23 protein-coding genes are annotated in these 26,632 nt (G+C 69.1%); 9 read left to right on the top strand and 14 right to left on the bottom strand.

Going from position 1 to position 26,632, the window contains the following annotated elements; all coding sequences use genetic code 11:
* From VJ693_RS20105 to VJ693_RS20090, 4 genes are all read left to right on the top strand, one after another.
* Positions 1-823: recombination-associated protein RdgC (locus VJ693_RS20105; protein WP_324157092.1), on the top strand; the 823-nt coding region annotated here is incomplete at its 5' end.
* A 37-nt stretch (positions 824-860) separates the two neighbouring features.
* On the top strand, positions 861-3,497 hold the full coding sequence (locus VJ693_RS20100; RefSeq protein ID WP_324157090.1) for a diguanylate cyclase domain-containing protein: 2,637 nt from the start codon (positions 861-863) through the stop codon (positions 3,495-3,497).
* Between the two features lie 146 nt (positions 3,498-3,643).
* Entirely contained in the window at positions 3,644-7,138 is a 3,495-nt protein-coding gene (locus VJ693_RS20095) for a hybrid sensor histidine kinase/response regulator (RefSeq protein ID WP_324157089.1), read from the top strand.
* Positions 7,122-8,108: a response regulator gene (locus VJ693_RS20090; RefSeq protein WP_414652321.1), complete on the top strand. Its 987-nt coding sequence runs from the start codon at positions 7,122-7,124 to the stop codon at positions 8,106-8,108. Before VJ693_RS20095 ends, VJ693_RS20090 begins: the two co-directional genes overlap by 17 nt.
* Here VJ693_RS20090 and VJ693_RS20085 read toward each other — a convergent pair whose 3' ends face one another.
* Both VJ693_RS20085 and VJ693_RS20080 read right to left on the bottom strand, forming a co-directional pair.
* Positions 8,109-8,957: an NYN domain-containing protein gene (locus tag VJ693_RS20085; RefSeq protein ID WP_324157085.1), complete on the bottom strand. Its 849-nt coding sequence runs from the start codon at positions 8,955-8,957 to the stop codon at positions 8,109-8,111. It abuts the gene before it with no gap.
* A gap of 58 nt (positions 8,958-9,015) precedes the next feature.
* Entirely contained in the window at positions 9,016-9,930 is a 915-nt protein-coding gene (locus tag VJ693_RS20080; RefSeq protein WP_324157083.1) for a LysR family transcriptional regulator, read from the bottom strand.
* Positions 9,931-10,100: 170 nt separating this feature from the next.
* Between VJ693_RS20080 and VJ693_RS20075 the strand changes: the two genes are divergently transcribed.
* A complete protein-coding gene (locus VJ693_RS20075; protein WP_324157081.1) occupies positions 10,101-10,478 on the top strand; it encodes a cupin domain-containing protein in 378 nt (125 codons plus the stop codon).
* A gap of 40 nt (positions 10,479-10,518) precedes the next feature.
* Here the strand turns inward: VJ693_RS20075 and VJ693_RS20070 are convergent, their stop codons facing one another.
* Positions 10,519-10,977, bottom strand: coding sequence for an SRPBCC domain-containing protein (locus VJ693_RS20070; protein WP_324157079.1), 459 nt, complete (start codon positions 10,975-10,977; stop codon positions 10,519-10,521).
* Positions 10,978-11,235: 258 nt separating this feature from the next.
* Between VJ693_RS20070 and VJ693_RS20065 the strand changes: the two genes are divergently transcribed.
* Entirely contained in the window at positions 11,236-11,610 is a 375-nt protein-coding gene (locus tag VJ693_RS20065) for a c-type cytochrome (RefSeq protein ID WP_324157077.1), read from the top strand.
* Here the strand turns inward: VJ693_RS20065 and VJ693_RS20060 are convergent.
* The 3 genes from VJ693_RS20060 to oxc are packed head-to-tail and all read right to left on the bottom strand — an operon-like array spanning position 11,604 to position 15,422.
* Positions 11,604-12,362 (bottom strand): AraC family transcriptional regulator, encoded by a 759-nt coding sequence (locus VJ693_RS20060; protein ID WP_324157075.1) that lies wholly within the window; start codon positions 12,360-12,362, stop codon positions 11,604-11,606. The genes VJ693_RS20065 and VJ693_RS20060 overlap by 7 nt on opposite strands.
* The gene (gene frc, locus VJ693_RS20055; RefSeq protein ID WP_324157073.1) at positions 12,359-13,627 is read right to left on the bottom strand and encodes a formyl-CoA transferase; all 1,269 of its coding nucleotides are present in this window, start codon (positions 13,625-13,627) and stop codon (positions 12,359-12,361) included. The genes VJ693_RS20060 and frc overlap by 4 nt, the downstream gene beginning before the upstream one ends.
* Positions 13,628-13,652: 25 nt before the next feature.
* A complete protein-coding gene (gene oxc / locus VJ693_RS20050) occupies positions 13,653-15,422 on the bottom strand; it encodes an oxalyl-CoA decarboxylase (protein WP_324157071.1) in 1,770 nt (589 codons plus the stop codon).
* A gap of 112 nt (positions 15,423-15,534) precedes the next feature.
* On the opposite strand from oxc, the gene VJ693_RS20045 reads away from it, so the two are divergent.
* Positions 15,535-16,143, top strand: coding sequence for a Crp/Fnr family transcriptional regulator (locus tag VJ693_RS20045; RefSeq protein WP_324157069.1), 609 nt, complete (start codon positions 15,535-15,537; stop codon positions 16,141-16,143).
* 52 nt (positions 16,144-16,195) lie between these two features.
* Here the strand turns inward: VJ693_RS20045 and VJ693_RS20040 are convergent, their stop codons facing one another.
* From VJ693_RS20040 to oxlT (VJ693_RS20015), 6 genes are all read right to left on the bottom strand, one after another.
* A complete protein-coding gene (locus VJ693_RS20040) occupies positions 16,196-17,728 on the bottom strand; it encodes a tripartite tricarboxylate transporter permease (protein ID WP_324157067.1) in 1,533 nt (510 codons plus the stop codon).
* 24 nt (positions 17,729-17,752) lie between these two features.
* Entirely contained in the window at positions 17,753-18,277 is a 525-nt protein-coding gene (locus tag VJ693_RS20035; RefSeq protein WP_324157065.1) for a tripartite tricarboxylate transporter TctB family protein, read from the bottom strand.
* A 38-nt stretch (positions 18,278-18,315) separates the two neighbouring features.
* Positions 18,316-19,350, bottom strand: coding sequence for a Bug family tripartite tricarboxylate transporter substrate binding protein (locus VJ693_RS20030; protein ID WP_414652320.1), 1,035 nt, complete (start codon positions 19,348-19,350; stop codon positions 18,316-18,318).
* A gap of 203 nt (positions 19,351-19,553) precedes the next feature.
* Entirely contained in the window at positions 19,554-19,787 is a 234-nt protein-coding gene (locus VJ693_RS20025) for a hypothetical protein (RefSeq protein WP_324157063.1), read from the bottom strand.
* A gap of 122 nt (positions 19,788-19,909) precedes the next feature.
* Positions 19,910-20,635 (bottom strand): TerC family protein, encoded by a 726-nt coding sequence (locus VJ693_RS20020; protein WP_324157061.1) that lies wholly within the window; start codon positions 20,633-20,635, stop codon positions 19,910-19,912.
* A 29-nt stretch (positions 20,636-20,664) separates the two neighbouring features.
* Positions 20,665-22,008, bottom strand: coding sequence for an oxalate/formate MFS antiporter (oxlT, locus tag VJ693_RS20015; RefSeq protein WP_324157059.1), 1,344 nt, complete (start codon positions 22,006-22,008; stop codon positions 20,665-20,667).
* 238 nt (positions 22,009-22,246) lie between these two features.
* Here oxlT (VJ693_RS20015) and VJ693_RS20010 point away from each other — a divergent pair, with 238 nt between their 5' ends.
* Positions 22,247-22,879: a Crp/Fnr family transcriptional regulator gene (locus VJ693_RS20010; RefSeq protein ID WP_324157058.1), complete on the top strand. Its 633-nt coding sequence runs from the start codon at positions 22,247-22,249 to the stop codon at positions 22,877-22,879.
* Here VJ693_RS20010 and oxlT (VJ693_RS20005) read toward each other — a convergent pair.
* Together oxlT (VJ693_RS20005) and VJ693_RS20000 are read right to left on the bottom strand one after the other, a co-directional pair.
* A complete protein-coding gene (gene oxlT, locus VJ693_RS20005; RefSeq protein ID WP_414652323.1) occupies positions 22,876-24,105 on the bottom strand; it encodes an oxalate/formate MFS antiporter in 1,230 nt (409 codons plus the stop codon). The genes VJ693_RS20010 and oxlT (VJ693_RS20005) overlap by 4 nt on opposite strands.
* Positions 24,106-24,208: 103 nt before the next feature.
* On the bottom strand, positions 24,209-25,732 hold the full coding sequence (locus VJ693_RS20000; RefSeq protein WP_324157055.1) for a histidine kinase: 1,524 nt from the start codon (positions 25,730-25,732) through the stop codon (positions 24,209-24,211).
* A 148-nt stretch (positions 25,733-25,880) separates the two neighbouring features.
* Between VJ693_RS20000 and VJ693_RS19995 the strand changes: the two genes are divergently transcribed.
* Positions 25,881-26,579 (top strand): response regulator transcription factor, encoded by a 699-nt coding sequence (locus VJ693_RS19995; RefSeq protein WP_324157054.1) that lies wholly within the window; start codon positions 25,881-25,883, stop codon positions 26,577-26,579.
* Positions 26,580-26,632 lie beyond the last annotated feature (53 nt).

Genomic DNA, 26,632 nt, shown 5'->3' with positions numbered 1-26,632 from the left:
GGCCACGCAGCCCGTGTCAGCCGGCTGGGTCTCGCCGCGCCACGGCGAGCAATCCGCCGGCGAGCCGGGCGCCGCGCCGCTCGTCGAGTCGATCGGTGGCCAGTGGCTGATGCGGCTGATGGTCGAGCAGAAGGTGCTGCCCTCGGCGGTGGTCAAGCGCCGTGTCGAGGAGCTGGCGAAGCAGGCCGAGGCGGCCACCGGGCGCAAGCCCGGTAAGCGCCAGGCCAAGGAGCTGAAGGAAGAGGCCGTGCTCGCGCTGCTGCCGCAGGCCTTCACCAAGCAGGCCTCGGTCAACATCTGGCTCGATCCGAAGGCCGCGCTGCTGATGGTCGATGCCGGCAGCGCCAAGCGCGCCGAGGAGGCCGCGACGATGCTGGTCAAGTGCCTGGACGGGTTGGCCCTGCGCCTGGTGCAGACCACGCTGTCGCCCGCCGCGGCCATGACCGCGTGGCTGGCTGAGGGCGAGGCGCCGTCCGGCTTCAGCGTCGACCGCGAATGTGAGCTGAAGTCGGCCGACGAGATGAAATCGGTCGTGCGCTACGCCCGCCACCCGCTCGATACCGACGAGGTGCGCGCCCACGTGCTGACCGGCGGCAAGCAGCCGACCCGGCTCGCGCTGACCTGGAAGGGCAAGGTCTCGTTCGTGCTGACCGATGCGCTGCAGATCAAGAAGCTCAGCGTCGACGACGGCCTGTTCGACGCCGGCTCGCGCCATGCGGGCGACGAGGGCTTCGATGCCGACGCGGCCATCGCCACGGGCGAGCTGCGCCAGCTGATTCCCGATCTCGTCAACGCGCTGGACGGCGAACTGGCCCCCGCCTGACCCCGCCAGCGCCTCGACACGCGCGGGCTCGATCTTCATGACGCTGTCGCTGAAGATCAAGGCCGCGCTGGTCACGGCGCTGGTGGTCATCGGCGCGGTTTCGCTGGCGGGCGGGTGGCTGTATCGGCAGCAGGCGCGCGACCACATCGCGCTGCTGCGCCAGCAGCAGGATGCGCTGGCCACCGCGATGGCCGCCAACATCGACGACAAGCTGGCTGCCCACATGGCGGTGCTCGAGCGCGCCGCGCGCCGCGTCGACGCGGCGCTGCTGGCCGACAAGGCCGCCCACTCCCGCTTCATCATGCAGAGCGCGCTGCGGCCGCTGTTCAACGGCGTCGCGCTGGTCGGCGCCGATGGCATGGTCATCACCAACGACCCGCCGAACCCCGGGCCGGTGAACATCGGCGACCGCGACTACTTCCGCCAGGCCCGTGTCATCGGCCGGCCGACGATCTCGGCACCGCTGCTGTCGCGCGTGGACGGCCGGCCGCTGGTGCTGATGACCGTGCCGTTGTTCGATGCCGAGCACCACTTCCTCGGCGCGCTGGCAGGCGGCCTGGACCTGCTGGCCGACAGCGCGCTCGGTGACCTGGCGCGCCGCCGCATCGGCGAGGCCGGCCGCTACGAGCTGGTCACGCACGACGCGTCGCCGGTCTACGTGCTGAATGCCGACCCCGCGCGGCTGCTCAAGCCGGCGGCCGACCTGACGATGCTCGACGACTTCGACCTGCAGGCCGATTTCGTCACCCGCCGCACGCTGCAGGTCGCGCCGTGGGAGCTGCGCATCGTGATCCCCGCCGGCCAGGCGCACGGCCCGCTGCTGCGTGCGCGCCATGCGCTGCTGCTGTCGCTGGTGCTGCTCGGCGTGGGCACGGTGCTGGCGGTCAGCGCCGGGGTGGGCTGGCTGATGCGCCCGCTCGACACGCTGTGGCTGGCGATGCGCGAGCAGCGCCGCAGCCCGGACCGGGCGGTGGCCATCGACACCAGCACGAACGACGAGCGCGGCCTGCTGGCACGCGAGTTCGAGGCGCTGATGCGCGAGCTGCGCGCGCAGCGTGCCGAGATGGCGGCGGTCAGCGACACCTCGCCGTTGGGCCTGTTCCGCGCCGGGCTGGACGGGCGCCTGACCTACGTGAACGGCGCCTACCTGCGCATCCACGGCTTCGCCAACCGCGAACAGGCGGCCGAAGGCTGGATCGACCTGCTGCCCGAGGCCGAGCGCGAGCCGGCGCGCCAGGGCTGGCGGCAGATCGTCAACGAGCCGGTCGGCATGCACGTGACGCGCCGGCTCAGGCGTGCCGACGGGCGCGAGATCGTGCTGGTGGTGCGCAGCGCACCGATTGTCGTCGACGGCATCGTGCAGGGTCACGTCGGCACCGTGGCCGACGTGACCGAGCGCATAGAGGGTGAGCGCGCACTGCGCACCCAGGCCGCGATCTTCGACGCGACAACCGACTTCGTGCTGCAGACCGATCCCAAGGGCAGGCTGCTGTACGCGAACCCCGCCGCGCGCCGCATGCTGGGGCTGTCGCCGGACGAGCCGATCGGCCACCTCAACGCGCTGGCGTTCAACCCGCCCGAGACGGTGGCGCGGCACGCGGTCGAGATCGTGCCGGCCGCGCTCGAGAAGGGCGTGTGGGCCGGCGAGACGCTGCAGTGGGATGCCCAGCACCGCGAGCTGCTGGTCAGCCACCTGCAGATCGCCCACCGCGATCGGCACGGCCAGATCGAGCACTTCTCGGCGATCCTGCGCGACATCACCGCCCAGCGCGCTGCGCAGCAGGCCTTGCACCGCAGCGAGGCGGTGTGGCGTTCGGTGGCCGACGTGGTGCCGATGTCGATTGCCGTGCTCGACACCGCGCAGCGCTACATCTTCGTCAACCGCGGCTTCGAGACCTGGACCGACCAGCCGCGCGAGCGCGTGCTCGGCCGCACGGCCGAAGAGGTGCTGGGCTCCGCCGAATACGCGTTTCGCCGGCCCTGGATCGAGCGCGTGCTGGCCGGCGAAGCCGTCAGCTTCGAGCGCGACGACCCCAGCCGCGAGCGGCATCGCCACGTGCGGGTCGACTACCTCCCGCTGTTCACGCAGGCCGGCACGGTCGAGGGCTGCGTCGCGGTCGCGGCCGACATCTCGGCCAGTCGCGCCGAAGAGCGCCGGCTGCGCGACCTGGCCCACACCGATGCGCTGACCCAGGTGCTCAACCGCAGCGGCTTCGAGCGTGCGCTCGACGAACTGGCCGCGCGCCCGCCGGCCGACGGCGCGGCCGGCCTGGTCGCGGTGCTGTTCATCGACCTCGACCGTTTCAAGCCCGTCAACGATGCGCACGGCCACGCGGTGGGCGACCGGCTGCTGCAGGCTTTCGCGAAGCGGCTGCGCGGCCTGGTGCGGCCGAGCGACACGATCGCCCGGCTGGGCGGCGACGAGTTCGTCATCGTGCTCGACGGGCTGCACGAAGAGGCCAACGCGATGATCGTGGCCGACAAGGTGGTGGCCGCCGCCGCGCAGCCCTTCGAGCTCGACGCCGGCCAGCCGCTGAGCGTGGGCGCGAGCGTCGGCGTGGCCTACTGGCGGCCCGGCCAGGCGCGCTGGGCCGATGCGCTGGCAAAGACCGACGCGATGCTCTACCGCGCGAAAGCCGCCGGCCGCGGCCGCGTGGCCGGCTCTGCGGGCTAACCCTGAGAGTCGCACACCGCTGGTGCGCGCCCGCACAGGCTTGGTGACCTGAGCGACGGCCTGGAGGGCCCGGCCCGGCACTTCGGCCCAGGCTGGTGCGCCGACGCCGCCCGGCGTGGGTGCGGTTCTTGAGAACAGCCTGGGGCATGCCGCCTCGCCCCGCCGCCCTGCCACAGCACGTGATTCCGATCCGGCGGGATTACAACGCCTGGGTGGCCAGCGAATCCATCGAGGACTACGCGCTGCGCTTCACGCCGCGCGCCTTCCGCAAATGGTCGGAATGGCGGGTGGCCAACACCGCGTTCGGCGCTGCCTCCTTCCTGGTGCTCGAAGCGGTCGGCGCGACGCTGCTGGTGCGCTACGGCTTCGTCAATGCGTTCTGGGCCATCGTCGCGACCGGGCTGATCGTCTTCGCGGCCGGCTGGCCGATCAGCGTCTATGCCGCGCGCCACGGCGTGGACATGGACCTGCTCACGCGCGGCGCCGGCTTCGGCTACCTCGGCTCGACGCTGACCTCCCTCATCTACGCGAGCTTCACCTTCATCTTCTTCGCGCTCGAGGCGGCGGTGATGGCCTATGCGCTCGAGCTCGCGTTCGACATCCCGCCGGCCTGGGGTTACCTGCTGTGCGCGCTGGCGGTGATCCCGCTCGTGACCTACGGCGTCACCTGGATCAGCCGGCTGCAGGTCTGGACGCAGCCGCTGTGGCTCGTGCTGCTGCTGCTGCCCTACGCCAGCGTGCTGTGGCTGAATCCGCAACTGCCCGCCTCGCTGCTGTCGTATGCGGGCGAGCAGGGTACGCCGGGCTTCACGCTGGCCGGCTTCGGCGCCGCGCTGACGGTGGGCATCGCGCTGATCACGCAGATGGGCGAGCAGGTCGATTACCTGCGCTTCATGCCCGAGCGTACCCGGGCGAACCGCCGCCGCTGGTGGGCGGCGGTGATCGTCGGCGGCCCGGGCTGGGTGTTGCCGGGCGTGGCCAAGATGCTGGGCGGCGCGCTGCTGGCCTACCTGGCGCTCACGCACATGGTCTCGCCCGACCGTGCGGTGGATCCGAACCAGATGTACCTCGCGGCCTGGGAGCCGCTGCTGCCGCACTACGGCTGGGCGGTGGCGGTGACGGCCCTGTTCGTCGTCGTGTCGCAACTCAAGATCAACGTGACCAACGCCTACGCGGGCTCGCTCGCGTGGTCGAACTTCTTCTCTCGCCTGACCCACAGCCACCCGGGCCGCGTGGTGTGGATGGTGTTCAACCTGCTGATCGCGCTGATGCTGATGGAGCTGGACGTGTTCCAGGCCCTGGGCGGCGTGCTGGGCCTGTTCTCGAACATCGCGATCAGCTGGATCATGGCGGTGGTGGCCGACCTGGTGGTCAACAAGCCGCTGGGCTTCAGCCCGCCGGGCATCGAGTTTCGCCGCGCCTATCTGCACGACGTGAACCCGGTGGGTGTGGGCGCCACGGCATTGGCGTCGCTGCTGTCGGTGGCGGCCCACCTGGGCGCTTTCGGTCCGCTCGCGCAGGCCTTCTCGGCGATGATCGCGCTGGTCACCGCCTTCGCCACCGCGCCGCTGATCGCGTGGGCGACGAAGGGGCGCTACTACCTGGCACGGCCCGTGGAGCCGGCGGCCGGGGATGGCCAGGGCCGTTACGCCCGCCTGACGCCGCAGCGCTGCATCGTCTGCGACCGCGACTACGAAGCCGAGGACATGGCCGGCTGCCCGGCCTACGGCGGCCCGATCTGCTCGCTGTGCTGCACGCTCGATGCGCGCTGCGGCGACCGCTGCAAGCCGGTGCCGCGCTTCGTCGACGAGGTCTGGGCGCGCTGGTCGGCGGGCCTGCGCCGGCTGCTGCCGCGCCGCTTCGCGCCGCAGGTCGAATCGGGCCTGGGCCAGTACCTGCTGCTGATGGCCTTCATCGTGCCGCTGCTGGCCGCGCTGTTCGGCCTGCTGTACCGCCAGGAGGTGACGGCGATGCAGCTGCGCGGCGCCGCGGTGGCCGAGTGGCTCGACCCGGCGCTGCGCGCCGGCTTCGTCAAGGCCTACGCGGCGCTGCTGCTGGTGGCCGGCATCGTGGCCTGGTGGCTGGTGCTGGCGCAACAGAGCCGCCGCGTCGCGCAGGAAGAAAGCCTGCGCCAGACCGAGGCCCTGCAGCGCGAGATCGACTCGCATCGCCAGACCGACCTCGCGCTGCAGCAGGCGCGCCGCCGCGCCGACGCGGCCAACCGCGCCAAGACCCGCTACATCACCGCCGTCAGCCACGAGCTGCGCACGCCGCTGAACAGCATCCTCGGGTATGCGCAGCTGCTGGAGGACGACCCGGCGATGCCCGCGCACCGGCGCCACGCAGTCAGCGTGATCCGCCGCGGCGGCGACCACCTGCTGGGTCTGATCGAAGGCACGCTGGATCTGGCGCGCATCGAGGCCGGCAAGCTCAGGCTCGAGCTGAAGCCGATGCGCTTTCGCGACTGCGTCGAGGAGATTGCGGGCCTGTTCGAGCTGCAGGCCACCACCAAGGGCATCGCCTTCTCGTTCGAGAGCGAGGGCGCGCTGCCCGCGCTGGTGCGCGCCGACGAGAAGCGCCTGCGCCAGATCCTGATCAACCTGCTGGGCAATGCGGTCAAGTTCACCAGCCAGGGCGAGGTGCGCTTCCGGCTGAGCTTTGCGCGCGAGATCGCCCGCGTCGAGATCATCGACACCGGCCCCGGCATGAGCGAGGACGAGCTCGAGCGCGTCTTCGAGCCCTTCACCCGCGGCTCGTCGCCCGGCAGCGTGGCGGCCGGCGGCACCGGGCTGGGCCTGACGATCAGCAAGATGCTGACCGACCTGATGGGCGGCGAGATGCGCGTGGCCAGCACGCCGGGCGTGGGCAGCACCTTCACGCTGCGCCTGTTCCTGCCCGAGGTGCGCGCCGGCGCCGCGCTGCCCGAGCTGGCGCCGACGAGCCTGCGAAGCGGCTATGCCGGGCCGCGCCGCACCATCCTCGTGATCGACAACGAAGAGGCCGACCGCCAATTGCAGGCCGACCTGCTGGGCCCGTTCGGCTTCGTGATCGAGACGGCCGCCAGCGGCGAAGAGGGGCTGGCCCGCGCCGCTGGGCTGAAGCCCGACGCGGTCTTCGTCGACCTCGCGATGCCCGGCATCGACGGCTGGGAGACGATCCGCCGCCTGCGCGCGAGCAGCGACCCGGCGCTGGCGCGCGTGCCGCTGGCCATCGTGTCGGCCAACGCCTTCGACCAGGGCCTGCCGAACGACGTGGGCGTGCCCGCGGCCGACTTCCTCGTCAAGCCGGTGCGGCTGGCCACCTTGCTCGACTGGCTCGGCCGCGAGCTCGCGCTCGAGTGGCTGCCCACGCTGCCGGCCGCCGCACCCGGCCCATCCCCTGCACACGACACGCCCACCGAGCACTTGCTTGCCACCGCGCCCGACCCGGGCAGCCTGCCGCCCGCCGCGCAGCTGCACGCGCTGCGCGAGCTGGTCGGGCTCGGTTATGTGCGCGGCATCGTGCGCAAGCTCGACGAGATCGAAGCCGCCGACGCCGCCAGCGCGCGCTTCGTCGCGCGGCTGCGTGCGCTGGCGCGTGAATTCCAGCTCGATGCGATGAACCGGCTGCTTGCCCAGGCCCTCGATGACGCCCGCCCCTGATCCCATGCCCAACCCCGACACGCCACGCCCCGCGCCCACCGAGCCGCTGCTGGTCGACTCCGGCGACGTCGTGCTGATCGTCGACGACGTGCCCGACAACCTCGCCGTGCTGCACGACGCGCTCGACGAATCGGGCTACACCGTGCTGGTGGCCACCTCGGGCGAGGCCGCGCTCGCGCTGGCTGCCAAGGCGCCGCCCGACATCGTGCTGCTCGATGCGGTGATGCCGGGCCTGAGCGGCTTCGAGGTGGCGCGGCGGCTCAAGGCCGACCCGGCGACCGCGGCGGTGCCGATCATCTTCATGACCGGCCTGACCGAGACCGAGCACGTGCTCGAGGGCTTCGGCGCCGGCGGCGCCGACTACGTGACCAAGCCGATCCGCCCGCGCGAGGTGCTGGCGCGCATCGCCGCCCACCTGAACAACGCGCGCAGCCAGCGCCAGGCCCGCCAGGCGCTCGATGCCTTCGGCCACGCGACGCTGGTCGTGCGCGATGGCGACGACCGCCGCATCTGGCAGACCGCGCTTGCGCGCGAGCTGCTGACCCGTTACTTCGGCGACCTGCCCGACCACCAGGCCCCGGCCGAGCTGATGGCCTGGGTCGGCCGCCAGGCAATCCGCCAGCGCGCCGGCGCCGAGGCGCAGACCATCACGATCAGCCGCGGCGCCGGCCGGCTCACCTGCGCGCTGCACCCGCTCGAAGACGCGGCCGAGGGGCAGTGGCTGATCGTGCTGCGCGAGGCTTCCGAGGCCGCCATGCTCGCCGCCTGGGTCCAGGCCTTCACGCTGACCACGCGCGAGGCCGAGGTGCTGTACTGGGTGATCCAGGGCAAGACCAACCGCGACATCGGCGACATCCTCGGCGCCAGCCCGGCGACGGTGAAGAAGCACCTCGAGCGGGTCTACGGCAAGCTGGGGGTCGAGACGCGGACGGCGGCGGCGAGCCTGGCGATGAGCCGGGCGAGGGGGTAGCTAGGCACCGTCCGGCGCGCCGGGCGTGATCACCCGCACCTGCTGGTCGAACTCGCCTTGGCGGGTCGTGATCGAGGCCGGTTCGAGAGACTTCAGCATGGCCGAGAAGGTCGTGAACTTGAACTCCTTGGGGTCGAAGGTCGGGTCCAGGCGTTTGACCATCTTGAAGATCGGCGCCTTGTTCACCCAGGGGTCGCCCTGGGCTTCGGCCAGCAGCGTGATGGCCCGCAGGATCGTCTCATTGGCTTCGTCCTGCGGTGTGCGCACCGGTGGGGCGACGGCCGCCACATTCGACCCTGCGGCTTCGGGCGGGATCTCGTCGTCGACCAGGCTGTCGTAGTAGCGGAAGTCGTGGCAGCTCCTGGCCCAGTGCCGGTTGGTCGAGCGCCTCGTGCCCACGCCCACCAGCGTGCGGCCCGCGGCCTTGATCTTCTGGGCGACGGGCATGAAATCGCTGTCGCCGCCGACGATGAGGACGGTGCCGATGTGCGCGAAACGGGCGATGTCCTCGGCGGCATCCAGGCAGAGTTTGATGTCCGCGCCGTTCTTTGCCGACTGCCCGGGCGGGAACAACTGGATGAGCTCGACCGAGCCTTGCAGCAGCGCGTCGCGATACCGGCCGAAGAACTGCCAGTTGCAGTAGGCCCGGTTGATGGCCACGGGCCCGTAGGACGCCGCCAGCTCGATGACGGCCCGGACGTTCACCAGCGGGTCCTGAACCTTGAAGCGGCCATCCGGCTTGGCATAGCTGCCCTCGCCATGGCGGGCTTCGGACAGACTCGCGTGAAGATTCTCGAAGTCCCAATACAGGGCAACCGCCCGGGTGTCTGGGGTGTCGGTCTCGTTCATCCCGCCTCGGCTTCGTGTGTGAATCGGCCGATCATGCCGCACTGGAACGCCAGCCGCTTCAGGCCTGATCGGCCGCGTCGGCGCCGCGCCGGCGCAAGGCCTGCAACGCGTCGATCACCACCTTCACGCGCGAAGGCAACAGCCGGCTCGAGGGGTAGACGATGTGGATCGGCATGCTCTGCGGGCGCAGGCCCGGCAGCAATTCCACCAGCTCGCCCCGCAGCAATTCATCGCGCACGAGCAGGTCGGGGACCTGGCACACACCGCAGCCGAGCTTGAGCGCCTCCAGCAGGCCCTCGGTCTCGTTCACCCGCATGTGGGCCTGCGGCAGGAAATCGAGCATCACACCGCGCTGGCGGAACTGCCAGGGCCGGTCGCGCCCCGTGGAGGGCAGCCGGAACACCACGGCATCGTGGGCCGACAGGTCTTCCACCTTGCGAGGCGCCCCGCGAAGCTTCAGGTAGCCGGCGCTGGCACACAAGACCAGGCCTTGCTGGTCCACGCGACGCGCGACGAGCGTGCTGTCGCGCAACTGGCCGATGCGTACCGCCAGATCCACTCCGTCACGCACCAGGTCCACCTGCGCGTCCGTCAGCCGTATGTCCAGATGCAGGGCCGGGTACTGCCTCATCACCTGCGCCAGCAGCGGCATCACGAAACGCTTGCCGTAGAACACGGGCAGGTCGATGCGCAGCACCCCGGCCGGCGCGAGGCGCGAGCCCGAGGCTTCGGCCTGCAGGCTTTCCACCTCGGCCAGCACACGCTGGCAGCGCTCGAAGAGGCGTTCGCCGTCGGGCGTCAGCGTGACCTGGCGGGTGGTGCGGTGGAACAGCTTGACGCCCAACGCGGCCTCCAGACGCGCGACCGCCTTGGCCAGGGTGGACGGCGCGACGCCCTGCTCACGCGCGGCTGCGGCGAAGCCGCCATGGCGGGCCGTTTGTGCGAACGCGATGAACTGCTGCAGCCCTTGCATGGCGCCTCCCGAAAGCGAAGTGCCGACACGCATTGCCGACAAAACGTCGTCAATGTTACGGCGCTTCAAGGTCTTCTCGAATCGACAGGTCGGGCCGAGACTTCATCCATCACAGCGGTCAAGCTGGCGGGCACCGCCCCAACGCCCGCCCACGAATGAAGGAACCCACCATGCAAGTCATCGAGCAGATCCAACCCGAGGCCAGCCCGATTGCCGGCATCGCCCACGCCACCTGGGCCGGGCAGGCCGAGGGCCTGAGCCAGTTGTCCGTGTGGCGCCAGACGATGGCGCCGGGTGCGGCCACACCACCGCACAGCCACGATTGCGACGAGGTCGTGCTGTGCCTCGGCGGCTCGGGCGAGCTCCACGGCGACGGCCGAATTCAACGCTTCGGCGCCAATTGCACGCTGGTGCTTCCCAAGGGACAGCTGCACCAGTTCTTCAACGTGGGTGCCGTGCCGCTGGAGACGCTCGGCATCTTCGCGTCCACCCCGGTGGCCACCCGCCTGCCCGAAGGCCAGGCGCTGGAACTGCCGTGGCGCAGCTGAGCTCGCTCGCAAGCGAGCTGCCGCACCTGCTGTTCGGTGCTCAGTGCCAGTTGCTGATCTTCAGGTCACCGGGCGCCGGCTTTCCCTTCCCGGTCTCGACGAAGTCCCGCAGGCTCAACAGGAACGTGGCCCACTTCGTGCTGCAGTGAGCCATGAACTCAACCTCCTCCCGCCAATGCCGGTGGCCGAACATCACGATCGTGTGCTCGTCCTGCCGAGACAGGAGGAACTCGATCTCCGTGCCGACCCACTCCGCCGGCCCGGCCTTGACGCGCCATCGCACCTTCTGGTCTGGCCTGAGTTCGAGCACGTCCATGTCGAAGCCGCCGATCTCGTCGCCCGTTGCCGTGTGGAAACGAAAGACGATGGTTCCGCCGACCTTCGAGTCGCCGGTCGTCGCGGTGGTCCACCAGCCCGCCAGGCCCTCGATGGTCGACAGTGCTGCATAGACCTTCGAGGCCGGCGCCTTGATTCCGACCCTGTGAACGATATCCACCATGGTGATCTCCGATTGCTTGCGTTGAGCGGTTGCCATCACACGAGCCCGGCTGGGCCCTCGGGCAAATCTACGTGGGCGGCAGCGCGGCAGGGAGTAACAAGATCGTCGTGATTCCGCCTGGCGATGGGGGTTGGGCATCCATTGCAACGAAGCGCGAACCGAGGCCCGCGCGGCGCTTGATGGCCAGCAAGGTCTGGTCACGGGCGGCGGCGCATGATGAAATCGCCTGCGGACTCTTCTGCAAAGGGCGGTTCCACCATGAAGCGACACGCTCACAACGTCCTTGCGGTGCTCGGCGCCGCGCTGTTCACCTGGCTCGGCTACGGCTGCGCGCCGGCCCCCGTGGCAGGAGAAGACACTGCGGGGTTCGACGCGGTCAAGGCCAAGTCGCTGGCCGCTGAGGACCGGTGCCTGCGCTGCCACGGCCTGTCCAAGAAGAAGGAAGGACCGTCCTACGCGGAGATCGCCGCGAAGTACAGGGACAGGCCCGATGCCGAATCCAGGCTGTACGAGCACCTCATCTCCGGTGAGGGGCCGATCGCAGCCGATGGGCACCGGGAGCCTCACATGATCATCAAGGCCAAGAGCCCGGACGAGATCAGGAATGTCGTCCGCTGGATCCTGGCTCAGTAGGCCGTCGTCGACAGGCGTGGCGCGATGGGGTTCGCGCCTGCGCCTGCCCGCTCCGCCAGCAAGCGGCTCGGCGTCATCCCGATCAGCCGCCGCACCCTGAACGACAGCGCGCTGGGGCTCGTGTAGCCCACCGCCGCCGCGCTCGCGCTCAGCGTTCGCCCTTCTGCCCACAGTGCCACCAGGCGCGCCAGCCTGAGCTGCAGGCGCCAGTGGCTGAAGGGCAGGGCGAGCTCCTTCTGGAAGCATCGCGCCAGCGTGCGCATGCTGGTGTTCGCGGCCTCGGCGAGCGCCTGCAGGTTGCAGTCGCCGGCGCCGTCGCGCAGGGCGGCTTCACACGCCCTGCGCAGCGTGGGCGAGTGCGGCAGGGCGACGCCGATCGGCAGCGGCTCGGCGCTTTGCACTTCTTCGGCGGCCAGCGCCAGCCCGAGCTGCTGGCGCGGCGTGACGGGGCGCTCGCCGTTCGTGCCGTCGAGCGTGTCCGCCAGCGCCGCCAGCAGCGGGCCCGCGACCGTGACGCGGCATGAGGCCGGCGCCGTGGCGCAGACGACGCCGGCAGGCAGCGCCAGCCCCACGCGCCGCAACTGGGCACCGCCGAGCCCTTCGACCTCATGCGGCACGTCCTGCGGCACCCACAGGGCGAGCGTGGGCGGCAGGACGTGCAGGCTGTGGGCCGAGCGGCAGCGCAGGGCGCCGCCGTCGGCCAGCCACAGGATGCCAGCGCGGGGCTGCAGCGCGGCCCCGCAGGCGCTCACACCACACCCACCGCGTGGTAGGTCGCGATCTGGTCGGGCGTGTAGCCCAGCTCGGCCAGCACGTCGTCGGTGTGTTCGCCCAGCAGCGGCGAGGCGGTCACCTCGGGCTTCAGGTCCGAGAACTTGATCGGGCTGCCGATCGTGAAGTAGCTGCCGCGCACCTTGTGCGGCACCTCGACGATGGACCCGCTCTTGCGCAGCGATTCGTCGCGCAGCAGCTCCTTCATCGACAGCACCGGCGCGCAAGGAATGTCGAACTTGCGGAAGATGTCGACCGCCTCGAACTTGGTCTTGTCCTTGATGAAGTCCTCGATGGTGGCGAAGATCTTCTCGATGTGCGGCTGGCGGGCCTTGGCGGTGGTGTAGGCCGGGTCGGTCTTCCACTCGGGCTTGCCGAGCGCGTCGCAGATCGGCTCCCAGGCGTGGCCCTGGACCGTGAAGTAGATGTAGGCGTTGGGGTCGGTCTCCCAGCCCTTGCACTTCAGGATCCAGCCCGGCTGGCCGCCACCGCCGGCGTTGCCGCCGCGCGGCGTCACCTTGTCGGCGAACGCTTCCATCTCGTGCGGGTACTGCGGGTACTCCTCGAGGTAGCCCACGCGCTCCAGGCGCTGCTGGTCACGCATCTTCACGCGGCACAGGTTCAGCACGGCGTCCTGCATCGAGACGGCGACCTTCTGGCCCTTGCCGGTCTTCTGGCGGCCGACGTAGGCGGTGAGGATGCCGATGGCCAGGTGCATGCCGGTGTTGGTGTCGCCCAAGGCGGCGGCCGAGATCGTCGGCACGGAGTTCTCGCCCTTCCACCAGCCGGTGGTCGAGGCCGCGCCGCCGGCGCATTGCGCCACGTTCTCGTAGACCTTCAGATCCTCGTAGTGGTGGCCTTCGCTGAAGCCCTTGACCGAGGCCAGGATCATGCCGGGGTTCAGCTTCTGGATGACCTCCCAGGTGAAGCCCATGCGGTCCAGGGCGCCGGGGCCGAAGTTCTCCACCATCACGTCGGAGCGCTTGATGAGGTCCTCGAGCACCTTCTTGCCGTCGGGCGTCTTGGTGTCCAGCGTCAGCGAGCGCTTGTTGCTGTTGAGCATCGTGAAGTACAGCGCGTCGGCGTCGGGGATGTCGCGCAGCTGGTTGCGCGTGACATCGCCCGAGCCGGGGCGCTCGACCTTGATCACGTCGGCGCCGAACCAGGCCAGCATTTGCGTGCACGCGGGGCCGGCCTGAACGTGGGTGAAATCGATGATGCGGATGCCTTCGAGGGGTTTGCTCATGGTGGGCTCCTAAGGTGAACGACGTTTACTTGTTGATGGCCGCTTTTTGCGGGTTCAGGCTGGTGATGCGGCCACTCTCGGTGCCGGCGGTTTCGTCGATGACAGCGTTGATCAGCGTGGGCCGGCCGCTCGCGACCGCTTCCTGCAGCGCGCGCTTGAGCTCGTCGGGCGTGGTGGCGACGACGCCCTTGCCGCCGAAGGCTTCCATGAGCAGGTCGTAGCGCGAGTTCTTGACGAACACCGTGGGCGCCGGATCCTTGCCGCCGGTCGGGTTGGCGTCGGTGCCCTTGTAGACACCGTTGTTGTTGAAGATGACCACGCACACCGGCAGGTCGTAGCGGCAGATCGTCTCGACCTCCATGCCGCTGAAGCCGAAGGCCGAGTCGCCCTCGATCGCGATCACCGGCTTGCCCGTGGTCACGGCAGCGGCCACGGCGAAGCCCATGCCGATGCCCATGATTCCCCAGGTGCCGCAATCGAGCCGTTTGCGCGGCTCGTACATGTCGACGATGCTGCGCGCGAAGTCCAGCGTGTTCGCGCCTTCGTTGACGACGATCGCGTCGGGCCGCTGCCTGACCACGTCGCGGATCGCGCCGAGCGCGCCGTGGAAGTTCATCGGCGACACGTCCTGCGTCAGCATCGCGGCCATCTTGGACAGGTTCTTGTCCTTGCGCTCGGCGATCGCGCCGGTCCATTCCGCGGGCGGCTTCTTCCAGCCGCTGCCGATGCCGGCCAGCAGCGCCGACACGCAGGAGCCGATGTCGCCGATCAGCGGCGCGGCGATCGGCACGTTGCTGTCGATCTCGGTCGGCGAGATGTCGATCTGGATGAACTTCTTCGCCAGTTTCTGCGCATCGGGGCCGCCCCAGGTCTTGCCCTTGCCGTGCGACAGCAGCCAGTTCAGGCGCGCGCCGACCAGCAGCACCACGTCGGCCTCGGCCAGCACGTACGAACGTGCGGCGGCGGCCGATTGCTCGTGCGTGTCGGGCAACAGGCCCTTGGCCATCGACATCGGCAGGTAGGGGATGCCGGTCTTCTCGACCAGCGCGCGGATCTCGTCGTCGGCCTGTGCGTAGGCCGCGCCCTTGCCGAGCAGGATCAGCGGGCGCTTGGCGCCTTCGAGCACCTGCAGCGCGCGCTGCACCGTGTCGGGCGCGGGCAGCTGGCGCGGCGCCGGGTCGATCACCTTGATCAGCGACTCGCGGCCCGCCACGGCGTCCATCGTCTGCGAGAACAGCTTGGCCGGCAGGTCGAGGTAGACGCCGCCGGGCCGGCCCGACAGGGCGGTGCGGATCGCCCGGGCGATGCCGATGCCGATGTCCTGCGCGTGCAGGATGCGGAACGCGGCCTTGCAGAACGGCTTGGCGGCGTTGAGCTGGTCCATCTCCTCGTAGTCGCCCTGCTGCAGGTCGACGATCTCGCGCTCGGAGGAGCCGCTGATGAGGATCATCGGGAAGCAGTTCACCGTCGCGTTGGCGAGTGCGGTCAGGCCGTTGAGGAAGCCCGGTGCCGAGACGGTCAGGCAGATGCCGGGCTTCTGCGTGAGGAAGCCCGCGGCCGCCGCAGCGTTGCCGGCGTTCTGCTCGTGGCGGAACGAGATCACGCGCATGCCTTCGGCCTGGGCCAGGCGCGTGAGGTCGGTGATGGGGATGCCGGGCAGGCCGAAGATGGTGTCGATGCCGTTGAGCTTCAGCGCGTCGATCACGAGATGGAAGCCATCGGTCTGTGCGCGGATCGCTTCTGCGGCGACGGCAGGTTTGCTGATCGTCGGTGGGTTGTCGAGAACGGTGGACATGTCTCTCCTTCTGCTCGCCTCATGGGAATTCAGTGGCGTGCGACGACTATCATTCGTGCGCGTCGATTCCTCCGTTGACTGCGGTCAATTTTCAAAAAATCAAACGCTGCTCATGACCTTGCTGGCGAACCACCCCGAAAGGAACGTGATCCGTCTCGAGCTCAAGCACAACGAAGTGCTGAAGGAGCTCGACGATGTCGATCGCGAGCAACTCGAGCCGTACATGTCGGTGTTCGACGGCAGCAAGGGCGATTTCCTGCTCTACCAGGGCGTGCGCGAGATGGAGCAGTACTTCATCATCGACGGCATCCTCAAGCGCGTCGTGTCGAACCAGGAAGGCAAGGAGATGATCCTGCGCTTCGCCGACAAGAACGACATGGAGACGAGCTATGCCGCGTGGCGGCTGGGAACGCCGACGCCTTACGGCATCGTCTGCGTGACCAAGGTGCGCGTGATTCGCATGCCGCTGAAGGAGTGGGTCGCGTTCCTCGATGCGAGGCCGCGCGCCAAGGCCGCGTTCGAGCTCGTCGTGATGCGCGTGATGAGCGAGATCATGGCGCACACGATCACGCTGCACCTGCTGGATGCGCCGGGACGGGTGCATCGTTTCGTGCGCAAGCACCCGGATCTGGTCGACCGGATCCCGCAGAAGCAGCTCGCTTCGTACCTGAACCTTTCGGCTGAGACGCTGAGCCGCTTGCGGCACGCAGGGAAGATCTGAAACGAGAACGCCGCGGCCTCGTCGGCCGCGGCGCCCTTGCGTCAACGAGTCGTCAGTCGACCGGCTGTTCGTCGGCGAATGCCGGCTTGGGCTTCGGGCTGCGCACCAGCGCGATCAGCTTGGAGATCAAGGGCCAGCACAGCATCGTCAGCGCGAGGGTCGTGATCGTTCCGACCAGTGAGTTGGACCACATCACGCCAACGTCGCCCTGCGACACCAGCATCGCCTGCCGGAACGAGTCTTCGGCCTTGTCGCCCAGCACCAGCGCCAGCACCAGCGGCGCGAGCGGGTAGTCGAGCTTCTTGAACACGTAGCCGATCACGCCGAACAGCAGCATGAACCAGACATCGAGCATCGCGTTGTGCACCGTGTACGCACCGATCGCGCAGATCACGATGATCACCGGCGCGATGATCGAGAACGGAATGCGCAGGATCGACGCGAACAGCGGCACCGTCGACAGCACGACGATCAGCCCGGCCACGTTGCCCAGGTACATGCTGGCGATCAGGCCCCAGACGAAGTCCTTCTGCTCGGTGAACAGCAGCGGGCCCGGCTGCAGCCCCCAGATCAGCAGGCCGCCGAGCAGCACCGCCGCGGTGGGCGAGCCGGGGATGCCGAGGGCCAGCATCGGCAGCAGCGCGCTGGTGCCCGCTGCGTGCGCTGCCGTCTCCGGCGCAACGACGCCTTCGAGCTCGCCGGTGCCGAACTTCGCGCCGTTCCTGGACATCTTCTTCGCCAGGCCGTAGCTCATGAACGAGGCCGGCGTCGCGCCGCCTGGCGTGATGCCCATCCACATGCCGACCACCGAGCTGCGTACCGAGGTCACCCAGTAGCGCGGCAGCTGCTTCCACGTTTCCCACACCACCTTGGGGTTGATCCGCGCCGACTTGCCGGAGAAGTTCAGCCCCTCTTCCATCGACAGCAGGATCTCGCCGATGCCGAACAGGCCGATCACCGCGATCAGGAAGTCGAAGCCACGCATCAGGTCGGGCAGCCCGAAGGTCATGCGCAACTGGCCCGTCACCGTGTCCATGCCGACCGTGGCCAGCGCGAAGCCGAGCGCCATCGACACCAGCACCTTGAACGGAGAGCCTTTGCCCATTCCGACGAAGCTGCAGAACGTGAGGAGGTAGACGGCGAAGAACTCCGGCGCGCCGAATCTCAGCGCGAACTTCGCGACCAGCGGTGCGAGGAAGGTGATCATCAGCACCGCAACGAAGGCGCCGACGAATGACGACGTGAATGCTGCCGTCAGCGCTTCGCCCGCCTTGCCTTTCTGCGCCATGGGGTAGCCGTCGAAGGTGGTCGCCACCGACCATGGCTCGCCTGGGATGTTGAACAGCACCGAGGTGATCGCGCCGCCGAACAGCGCGCCCCAGTAGATGCACGACAGCATCACGATCGCCGACGTGGGCGACATGGCGAAGGTGAGCGGCAGCAGGATCGCGACGCCGTTGGCGCCACCGAGGCCGGGCAGAACGCCGATCAGCACACCGAGCGTGATGCCGATGAACATCAGGCCGATGTTCATCGGCGTGAGCACCACGGCGAAGCCCTGGAAGAGGGCGGAGATTTCATCCATTTTGGGTCTGCTCCTTCCTGGGGATCAGTAGCCGAGGAAAGCGAGCGGGTCCAAGGCGCCCTTGAACAGCGGCACCTTGAACCAGATCTCGAACATCGCGAAGAAGAGTGCGTTGACGGCGATGCCGAGCACGGCGCTCTTGAGCGGGGAGTACTTGCCCAGCCACACCATGAAGATCGCGATGAAGATGGCCGACGCGACATACTGGCCGAGCGCCATGATCGTCGCCACGTACAGCACTGCCGGCACGAGAACCGACAGCACGCGCTTGAACTGCTCCTGGTCGACGAAGATGCCGGAGTTGGCGGACTTGGACAGCAGCGACTGGTACAGGATGCCGACGCCGCCGACGGCGAGGATGGTGCCGATGTAGAAGGGAAAGTAGCCGGGGCCGGGGCCGTCGCTGGTCCAGCCGGCACCGAGCCGCCGTGCCTCGAACACGACGACCAGGCCGACCATCGTCAGCAACGCCGCCACCAGCGCGTCGACCCGGCTGTTGCGCGCGAGCGGGCGCGTGCCCGCCGGCGCCAGGGGCTGTTCATGAGCCATGGTTCGCTCCAGTCAGTGATGGTGGATCGACGGCTGAGCTACTGCTGGGCAACGATGAAGCCGGCATCGGTCATCAACGCCCGGTGGGCCGCCTCGGCGTTCGCGAGCCACTTCTGGAAGTCGGCGCCGGTCATCGCGGTGGTGTTGAAGGCGCCCTTCTCCATGTAGTCCTTCCAATCCGGCGTCTCGCGCACCTTCGTCATCAGGTTGACGTAGTAGGCCTGCTGCTCGGGCGTCACGCCGGGTGCCATGAAGATGCCGCGCAGCATCACGTAGTCGGTCGGTACGCCGGCCTCCTTGCAGGTCGGGATGTCGGCCCACGACTGGGTCTCGGTGACCTTGGCCTTGTACGGCATGCGCTCGTGGTCGAAGACGCACAGCGGGCGCAGCGCTCCCGCGCGCCACTGCGCCACTGCCTCGATGGGGTTGTTGACGGTGGAGTTGAGGTGGTCGCCGACGAGCTGCACCGCGACCTCGCCACCGCCCTTGAACGGCACGTAGATGAACTTCGTGCCCGTGGCCTTCTCCAGGCCGACCGTGATGATCTGGTCTTCCTGCTTCGAACCGGTGCCACCCATCTTGAACTTGCTCGGGCCGGCGGCTTTCACGGCGCTGATGTACTCGCCGGCGGTCTTGTACGGCGACTGTGCATTGACCCACAGCACGAACTGGTCGAGCGCCATCATCGAGACGGGCGTCATGTCCTTCCAGTTGAACGGCACGCCGGTGGCCATCGGCGTCGTGAACAGGTTGGATAGCGTGATGATGATCTTGTGCGGGTCGCCCTTGGCACCCTTGATGTCGAGGAAGCCCTCGGCACCTGCGCCGGCGGACTTGTTCACGACGATCATCGACTGGTTCATCAGCTTGTGCTTGACGATGATGCCCTGGATCAGTCGCGCCATCTGGTCGGCACCGCCGCCGGTGCCCGCGGGAACGATGAACTCCACCGGCTTGGCGGGTTCCCAGGCCCAGGCCGGTGTCGTCGCGGCCATGGTCGCGGCCGCGGCCGCGAGAGCGACACGCACCACGGTGCGCGCCTTGATCGAGAAGGGGGATGCAGCTGCGTTCATGTCATGTCTCCTGAAAATTCTCCCGAGGGAGTCGCCTGTCAGCGTGGAGACATCGTCGTTCTGGCGTCGACAAAACGCCGTTGACCGCAGTCAAGATTTCCGGAACGCCGGCTGCGCGTTTACGCCGATGCGTTGCCGAATGATGGGCTCGTCTCCCGACGAGCCAAGAGAGTGTGGAGAGTGCAGGGAGGGGGCGAGAGGCTCTATCGGCCCATGCATGCAGCCCGATGGCGCAGCACGGCGGCGCGAGCCGGTTGCGTGGCTTCGATGCGGTCGGCCTCGAGCTGCATCGCACGCATCGCCTTCACGTCGGCGATGACTTGATTCGGGCTCAGCAGGGCGCCGAGCAGCGTGCGCGTCTCGAGCGCCAGCGTCTTCAGCGCGTGGCGCACGCGGCCGGATTCGTACAGGTGATACAGCGCGAAGGCGGTGTGCAATTCAGGCTCCCGGTTTGATAACAACCGGGAGCCATTTTATTAGGGTTTACCTGTACGTGGCCTGACGCGGGTCAATGACCGCAGGGCATTGTTGGCACGAGAGCCGAGCTTGTCGCCCACGCCTACGCCTGCGCCTCGTCGGGCGATGGATCGAGCGCCGACTCCGCACTCCCACGCGATGCAGCGCGGCGCGCGAGCCAGGTGCCCAGGGCCACGACGCCTGCCGCCGCCACGATCGGTGCCAGGTGGTGCAGCACGGGCCACTGCGCGTCGATCCAGCCCCTGGCCACGGGGTCGCTGACGGCCATCTCCCCGGCGACCCAGCCGAGCAGCGCCGCACCGAGCGTGATGATGATGGGCCAGCGCGTCATCAGCTTCAGCAGCAGCGTGCTGGCGAACACGACCAGCGGGATCGAGATGCACAAGCCGATCACCAGCAGGGCCGTGCTGCCCTTGGCAGCCGCCGCGACGGCGATCACGTTGTCCAGGCTCATCACGAGGTCGGCGAGCAGGATGGTCTTGATCGCCGAGGCCATGCCGCTGGCGGCGCGGCCGATGTCGCCGTCTTCTTCGCTCGGCAGGAGCAGTTGCAGCGCGATCCACAACAGCAGCGCGGCGCCCACCAGCTTCAGGTACGGCAAGCGCAGCAGCTCCACCGCGAGCAGCGTCAGTGCGATGCGCATCACGACCGCCGCTGCGCTGCCCCACATCACCGCGCGCTTCTGCCGTGCGGGCGGCAGGCTGCGTGCCGCCAGCGCAATGACCACCGCGTTGTCTCCCGACAGCACGATGTTGACGCCGATGATCTGCATCAGCGCGATCCAGAATTCGGGGCTGGAGAAGGTCATGGCGGTGCGTTCGGGCGTTCAGGAGGCACTCAGGCGCGCGCACCCTGCGGCGCCGATTCGACCCGCGACTTCCCGGCGGCCGGCACGAACTGCGCCTCGGCCATCTGCCGCTGGCGCAGTGGTCGCAGCACGAACCAGGCGAGCAGGGCCGCCGCCGCGTTCATGAAGCTGGCGGCGATGAACACCGCATGCCAGTTGCCGGTGGCGGACATCAGCACGCTGGACAGCGGCACCAGCAACGAGGCCGTGCCCTTGGCCGTGTAGAGCATGCCGGCATTGGCCGCGGCGTACCTGGAACCGAAGGTGTCGGCACAGGTCGACGGGAACAGGCTGTAGATCTCGCCCCAGGCGAAGAACACGAGGCCGGTGAGGATCACGAAGGCCACGGGGTTCGCGCCGAACTGGTACAGCGCGAGGATGCCCACCGACTCCAGCGCGAAGCAGATGAACATCGTCTGCTCGCGGCCGATCTTGTCGGAGACCCAGCCGAAGAACGGGCGCGTCAGGCCGTTGAGCACGCGGTCGATGGCCATCGCGAAGGTCAACGCGGGCAGCACGAGGCCCATGATGTTGACCGGCACGTCCATGATCTTGAAGTCCTTGGCGATCGGTGCGAGCTGCGCGGTGGCCATCAGGCCGCCGGCTGCGACCATCACGAACATCGCGTACATGACCCAGAACACCGGCTTGCGCAGCACCTCGGCGGGGCTGTAGTCGCGCCGGCTCTGGGTCAGGTTCGAGGCCGTTTCGGTGCGCTTCGTCACGTACTTGTTCGGGTCGACCAGCGCCAGCGCGAGCAGCATCACGACCAGCCCCTGGCCGATGCCGAAGTACAGGAACGCAGCCTCGTAGCCTTGCGACTTGATCAACATCGTGATCGGCAGGATGGTCAGCGCCGAGCCCGCGCCGAAGCCCGCGGCCGTGAGGCCCGCGGCGAGGCCGCGGCGGTCGGGGAACCACTTCAGCGCGTTGCCCACGCAGGTGCCGTAGACGGCACCGGCACCGATGCCGCTGATCGCTGCGGCGACGTACAGCACCGACAGCGAATCGGCGAACGAGTTGATCACCCAACCGAGGCCGCACAGCAAGCCGCCGCCCAGCACCACCGGGCGCGGCCCGAACTTGTCGACCAGGTAACCTTCGATCGGCACCAGCCATGTCTCGGCGAGCACGAAGATCGTGAACGCGACCTGGATCGCGGCGCGCGTCCAGCCGAACTTCTCGGAAATCGGATTGACGAACAGTGTCCATCCGTATTGAAGGTTAGCAATCATCGCCATGCAGACGATGCCCATCACGAGCTGTCCCCATCGGAACCGTGGGCTGGATGTGTTCTGCGTGGTGCTTGAAAAGGCAGGGTTGGCTTGGCTCATGGACGTGTATCTCCTGGCTGGGCGATAGCGGCGAGAGGGGCTATCGAATGCCGGTCCAATGTCTCGCCAGGGGCCTCGGATTTCTATTGACCCGAGTCAACTTTCCAGGATTGGACCTTGCCGTTTACCCGCACGCTGATCGTGACCTTCGTCACATGCGCTTCGTGCGAGAAGTCCTCTGCGGGCGGTGACCTTCCGCTGAATGCACGGCCCGTGGCGACGCCTAGAGTGCAGTCGCATGAAGTACCTGTTGACGAACCATCCGCAATGTCACTTCCTGCGCCTGCAGGTGAAGCGGCATCCGCTGTTGAGCGAGCTCGACGACGCTGCATTGGAGGAGCTGGCCGAGATGCTCGTCGTGCAGGACGGCCAGCGCGGCGAATGCCTGCTCGAGCAGGGTGAGCACGAGCTGCGCCAGTACTTCGTGCTCGAAGGCCTGCTCAAGCGCATCGTCACCAGCCCGCAGGGCCGCGAGATGACGCTGCGCTTCGCGGGCGAGGGCGACTTCGAGACCTTCTACGATGCCTGGCGCCGGCGCGATGCCGCGCCGTACTCGGTGGTGTGTGCTGCGCGCAGCTGCATCGCCTCGCTGACCATGAGCGAGTGGTGCACTTTCCTTGCGCGCCACCCGGCCGCGCGGCAGGCCTTCCATGACCACGTCGTGGCGCTCGGCGAGACGCTGGTGGAGCATGCCGTCGGGTTGCTGCTGCTCGATGCGCCGGCCCGTGTGGACGCCTTCTCGCGCCAGCACCCGCAACTCATGGAGCGCCTTGTGCAGAGGGATCTCGCCTCGCACCTGAACCTGTCGGCCGAGACCTTGTGCCGCCTCTCGCGGCGCGCCGAGTGCCGCGTCGCCAAGGTGGCGGCTTAGGTCCCCGGGCGTTCGGCCTGCTCGTCCAGCAGCCGGTGCCGCATCGGCCGCAGCACGAACCAGGCGAGCAGCGCGGCGGCGGCGCTCATGCCGCTGGCGATCAGGAACACGGCCTGCCAATCGCCGGCGGCCGTGGCGAGCACGCTGGACAGTGGCACGAGCAGCGACGCGACGCCTTTGGCCGTGTACAACAGGCCCGCATTGGTGGCGGCGTACTTCGAGCCGAAGGTGTCGGCGCAGGTCGACGGGAACAGGCTGTAGATCTCGCCCCAGGCGAAGAACACCAGGCCGGTCAGCAGCACGAACAGCAGCGGGTGCGCGCCGGACCGGCTCAGCGCGAAGATCGCCAGCGCCTCGAGCGCGAAGGCAACGAGCATGGTCTGCTCGCGCCCGATCCGGTCGGACACCCAGCCGAAGACCAGCCGCGTCGCGCCGTTGAGCACGCGGTCCAGCGCCAGCGCGAAGGTGAGTGCGGGCAGCACGAGGCCGAACAGGTCGACCGGCACGTCGGCGATGCCGAACTGCCGCGCGATGGGTGCGAGCTGCGCGGTGGCCATCAGCCCACCCGCGGCGACGAGCACGAAGATCGCGTACATCACCCAGAACACCGGCTGGCGCAGCACCTGGGCCGGCGTGTAGTCGTGGCTGGACTGGCGAACCGGCCACGCCGGCGCCGGCAGGCTGATGTGCGGCAGCAACTCGTGCGGGTTGTCCAGCGCCAGCGCCAGCGCCATCACCACCAGCCCCTGGCCCAGGCCGAAGTAGACGAACGCGGACTCGTAGCCGCGCGCGGCGATGACCATCGTGATCGGCAGCACCGTGAGCGCCGAGCCGGCGCCGAAGGCCGCGACCGTCAGGCCGACGGCGAGCCCGCGCTTGTCGGGAAACCACTTCAGCGCGTTGCCGACGCAGGTGCCGTAGACGGCGCCGGCGCCGATGCCGCCGATGGCCGCCGCGACATACAGAAGGCCCAGCGAATCGGCCAGCGCGTTCATCACCCAGGCGATGGCGCACAGCAGGCCACCGGCGAACACGACAGGGCGCGGGCCGGCCTCGTCGACCAGGTAGCCGGCAAACGGGACGCAGCAGGTCTGCGTGATGACGAAGACCGAGAAGGCGACCTGGATCGCCGCGTGGCTCCAGCCGAAGCTGTCGGACAGCGGGTTGACGAACAGCGTCCAGCCGTACTGCAGGTTGGCGACCATCGCCATGCAGACCAGCCCCATCACCAGCTGCCCCCAGCGGTGGGCCGCTCCCGGCACGGGGATGCTGTCGAGGCTCGGGTCCAGCGGCGTGACGGCGATCTCGCTGCGTTTCATCGGTTTCACTCTACGCCAGCGCGGCGCCATGATTGCCGCCCGGACGCGGATCGTGACCATCTTCACTGCCCGCGCGCATCTCGGGCCCGACGCGCAAGCGCAGCCGCAGCCGCGCGCCCGCGCCGGGCTCGCTGTGCAGGTCGAGCTCGGCGCGGATCAGTTGCGCCAGCTCGCGGATGCCGGTCACGCCGAAGTGCCCGGGGTGCGGCGCCTCGGGGTCGAAGCCCACGCCGTCGTCGGCGATCGTCAGCTCGATCGCGCCGTCGCCCGCGTCCTTCAGGCTGACCTGCACGTGCGTCGCGTGGGCATGGCGGTCGATGTTGCGCAACGCTTCCTCGGCGATGCGGAACACGGTCTCGGCCCGCGGGTCGGCGAAGCTGCCGGCCTGCGGGTCGGCCTCGTAGTGCATGTCCAGGCCGGTGCGTTCGGCGAAGCGCGCGACCGCGCCGCTGAGCGCGGCGCCGAGGCCGAGGTCGCGCACCGCGTTCAGCCGCATCTGGCTCACGGCCTCGCGCGCTTCCTTCAGGCCGTCGCGTGCCACCTCTTCGGCGCGTTCCAGCTCGGCGGCCAGCCGCTGCGGGTCGTGCGCGTGCAGCATGCGCAGCGTGCGCACCTCGACCAGCATCTCCATCATCGAGTGCGCCAGGGTGTCGTGCAGGTCGCGCGCCAGCCGCAGGCGCTCGCGCACCACGGCCGCGTAGCGGCTGTCCGCGGCCAGGCGCTCGACCTCGCGGGTGCGCGCCTGCACGCGTTGCTCGAGCTCGCGCGTGAGCAGGTCCAGCTCGTCGCGTTCCTGGCGCAGCGCGCCCAGCAGGCGCCCGAAGGCACGCCCGAGCACGGCGACCTCGTCGTGGCCGGTGGGCTCGACGATGCCCTCGGCCGTCTGGTTCGCCACCCGCTGCGCCTGCACGGTGAGGTCGGAGAGCCGCCGCGTCAGCCGGCGCGCGAACGCCACGCCGATCAGCGCGGCGAAGATGCTCAGCAGGATCGAGATGGCGGTGAGCTTCTCCTGCAGCGTGCCGCCGTGGCCGCTTTCCTCGCTCGGCTGCACGACGGCCACCCGGATGCCGAGCGCACGCAGCGTGGGCGCGGCATCCAGCGGCGCGGCGACGACCACGACATGCTGGCCGTTGCCGGCCACCTGCAGCGAGTTGCCGGGCATCGCCAGCGGCACGTCGGACGCGCCCGGCGGCCGCTCGAACAGGATGTCGTGCCGCTCGTCGAGCAGCATCACGCGGGCGCGCGGGTCGGGCTTGGCCTGCTCGCGCACCGCGTCGACGAGCCGGGCCAGCTGCTCCCTCGCCGGCAGCGCGGGGACCCGCCCCTCGTCGGCGGCTGCGCGCTCGAGCTCGGCGGCCAGCTGCGTGGCGAAGCGCATCATCTGCGCGTCGCGTTGCGCGAGCATGCTGTTGAGGGCGAAGTCGCCGACCGTCAGCAGCGCCAGCGCGATGGCCAGCGACAGCACGACGGCGAACCAGGCCACCGCCGTGGCCAGGCTGCGCCTGGGATCCAGGGCCTGCAGGTATCGGGACATCCGTTGTAAGTGCCGGCGATTCGGTCCGTGGCGCCGGTCATCGTCTCCTCGCGGCCCGCGGGGCTGTCAGCGCCGGGGCCACTGCCGTATATTGCCTTCAAGGCCGCACGGCGGCCATAGCACAGGCCCTAAGACCGCGCCACGCAGCATGACGACCACCGAACGAGCCGCCTCCCAGCGCATCCGCGTGCTGATCGTCGACGACCAGGCGCTGGTGCGGCGGGGGCTCGCGCTGATGCTTTCGCTCGAGCCCGACATGGAGGTGCTGGGCGAGGCCGGCGACGGCATGGAAGCCGTGGAGATGGCCCGGCGCCTGCGGCCCGACGTGGTGCTGATGGACCTGCACATGCCGCGCAAGGGCGGCGTGGCCGCCACGCGCGAGATCACCGCGGCGCTGCCGCAGACGCGGGTGCTGGTGTTGACCACGCTGGAGGCCGAGCAGAGCGTGTTCGATGCGCTGCGCGCCGGCGCGCTGGCCTACTTGCTGAAGGACGCCACCGAGGCCGAGGTGCTCGAGGGCATCCGCGCGGTGCACCGTGGCGAGTCGCGCCTGACGCCGCAGGTGGCGCGCAAGGTGCTGGACCAGTTCCGCCGCCTGTCGGAGCTGGCCCCGAAGCCCCAGTACCGCCCGCCGGTCGAGGACGACCCGGTGGCCTCGCTGAACGACAAGGAAACCAAGGTGCTGCAGCTCATCGCCGAAGGCAAGAGCAACAAGCAGATCGCCGGCCTGCTGTTCCTGGCCGAGGGCACGGTGAAGAACTACGTCAGCCGCATCATGGAGAAGCTGCACGCCGGCAGCCGCACCGAGCTGGCCGTGATGGCCTTGCGGCAGCGCCGCGTGGAGTAGGCCCCTGCGCCACCTTCGGCGTCGGTCCCCCGGGGGGGGATCAGTCGCCTCGG

Origin of the sequence: Ideonella sp. (assembly GCF_035254525.1) — a bacterium.
Classification (GTDB): domain Bacteria; phylum Pseudomonadota; class Gammaproteobacteria; order Burkholderiales; family Burkholderiaceae_C; genus Ideonella.
Note: the sequence above shows the minus strand (reverse complement) of the source record. Positions and strands in the feature narration are given on the sequence as shown.

Coding starts and splice junctions, on each gene's coding strand:
- VJ693_RS20100 (WP_324157090.1), top strand. CDS start 861: ATGACGCTGTCGCTGAAGATCAAGGCCGCGCTGGTCACGGCGCTGGTG.
- VJ693_RS20095 (WP_324157089.1), top strand. CDS start 3,644: ATGCCGCCTCGCCCCGCCGCCCTGCCACAGCACGTGATTCCGATCCGG.
- VJ693_RS20090 (WP_414652321.1), top strand. CDS start 7,122: ATGACGCCCGCCCCTGATCCCATGCCCAACCCCGACACGCCACGCCCC.
- VJ693_RS20030 (WP_414652320.1), bottom strand. CDS start 19,350: ATGAACGCAGCTGCATCCCCCTTCTCGATCAAGGCGCGCACCGTGGTG.
- VJ693_RS20070 (WP_324157079.1), bottom strand. CDS start 10,977: ATGGTGGATATCGTTCACAGGGTCGGAATCAAGGCGCCGGCCTCGAAG.
- VJ693_RS20040 (WP_324157067.1), bottom strand. CDS start 17,728: ATGGATGAAATCTCCGCCCTCTTCCAGGGCTTCGCCGTGGTGCTCACG.
- VJ693_RS20075 (WP_324157081.1), top strand. CDS start 10,101: ATGCAAGTCATCGAGCAGATCCAACCCGAGGCCAGCCCGATTGCCGGC.
- VJ693_RS20000 (WP_324157055.1), bottom strand. CDS start 25,732: ATGTCCCGATACCTGCAGGCCCTGGATCCCAGGCGCAGCCTGGCCACG.
- VJ693_RS20020 (WP_324157061.1), bottom strand. CDS start 20,635: ATGACCTTCTCCAGCCCCGAATTCTGGATCGCGCTGATGCAGATCATC.
- oxlT (WP_324157059.1), bottom strand. CDS start 22,008: ATGAGCCAAGCCAACCCTGCCTTTTCAAGCACCACGCAGAACACATCC.
- VJ693_RS20010 (WP_324157058.1), top strand. CDS start 22,247: ATGAAGTACCTGTTGACGAACCATCCGCAATGTCACTTCCTGCGCCTG.
- VJ693_RS20080 (WP_324157083.1), bottom strand. CDS start 9,930: ATGCAAGGGCTGCAGCAGTTCATCGCGTTCGCACAAACGGCCCGCCAT.
- VJ693_RS20045 (WP_324157069.1), top strand. CDS start 15,535: ATGACCTTGCTGGCGAACCACCCCGAAAGGAACGTGATCCGTCTCGAG.
- frc (WP_324157073.1), bottom strand. CDS start 13,627: ATGAGCAAACCCCTCGAAGGCATCCGCATCATCGATTTCACCCACGTT.
- VJ693_RS20035 (WP_324157065.1), bottom strand. CDS start 18,277: ATGGCTCATGAACAGCCCCTGGCGCCGGCGGGCACGCGCCCGCTCGCG.
- VJ693_RS19995 (WP_324157054.1), top strand. CDS start 25,881: ATGACGACCACCGAACGAGCCGCCTCCCAGCGCATCCGCGTGCTGATC.
- oxc (WP_324157071.1), bottom strand. CDS start 15,422: ATGTCCACCGTTCTCGACAACCCACCGACGATCAGCAAACCTGCCGTC.
- oxlT (WP_414652323.1), bottom strand. CDS start 24,105: ATGGGGCTGGTCTGCATGGCGATGGTCGCCAACCTGCAGTACGGCTGG.
- VJ693_RS20085 (WP_324157085.1), bottom strand. CDS start 8,957: ATGAACGAGACCGACACCCCAGACACCCGGGCGGTTGCCCTGTATTGG.
- VJ693_RS20065 (WP_324157077.1), top strand. CDS start 11,236: ATGAAGCGACACGCTCACAACGTCCTTGCGGTGCTCGGCGCCGCGCTG.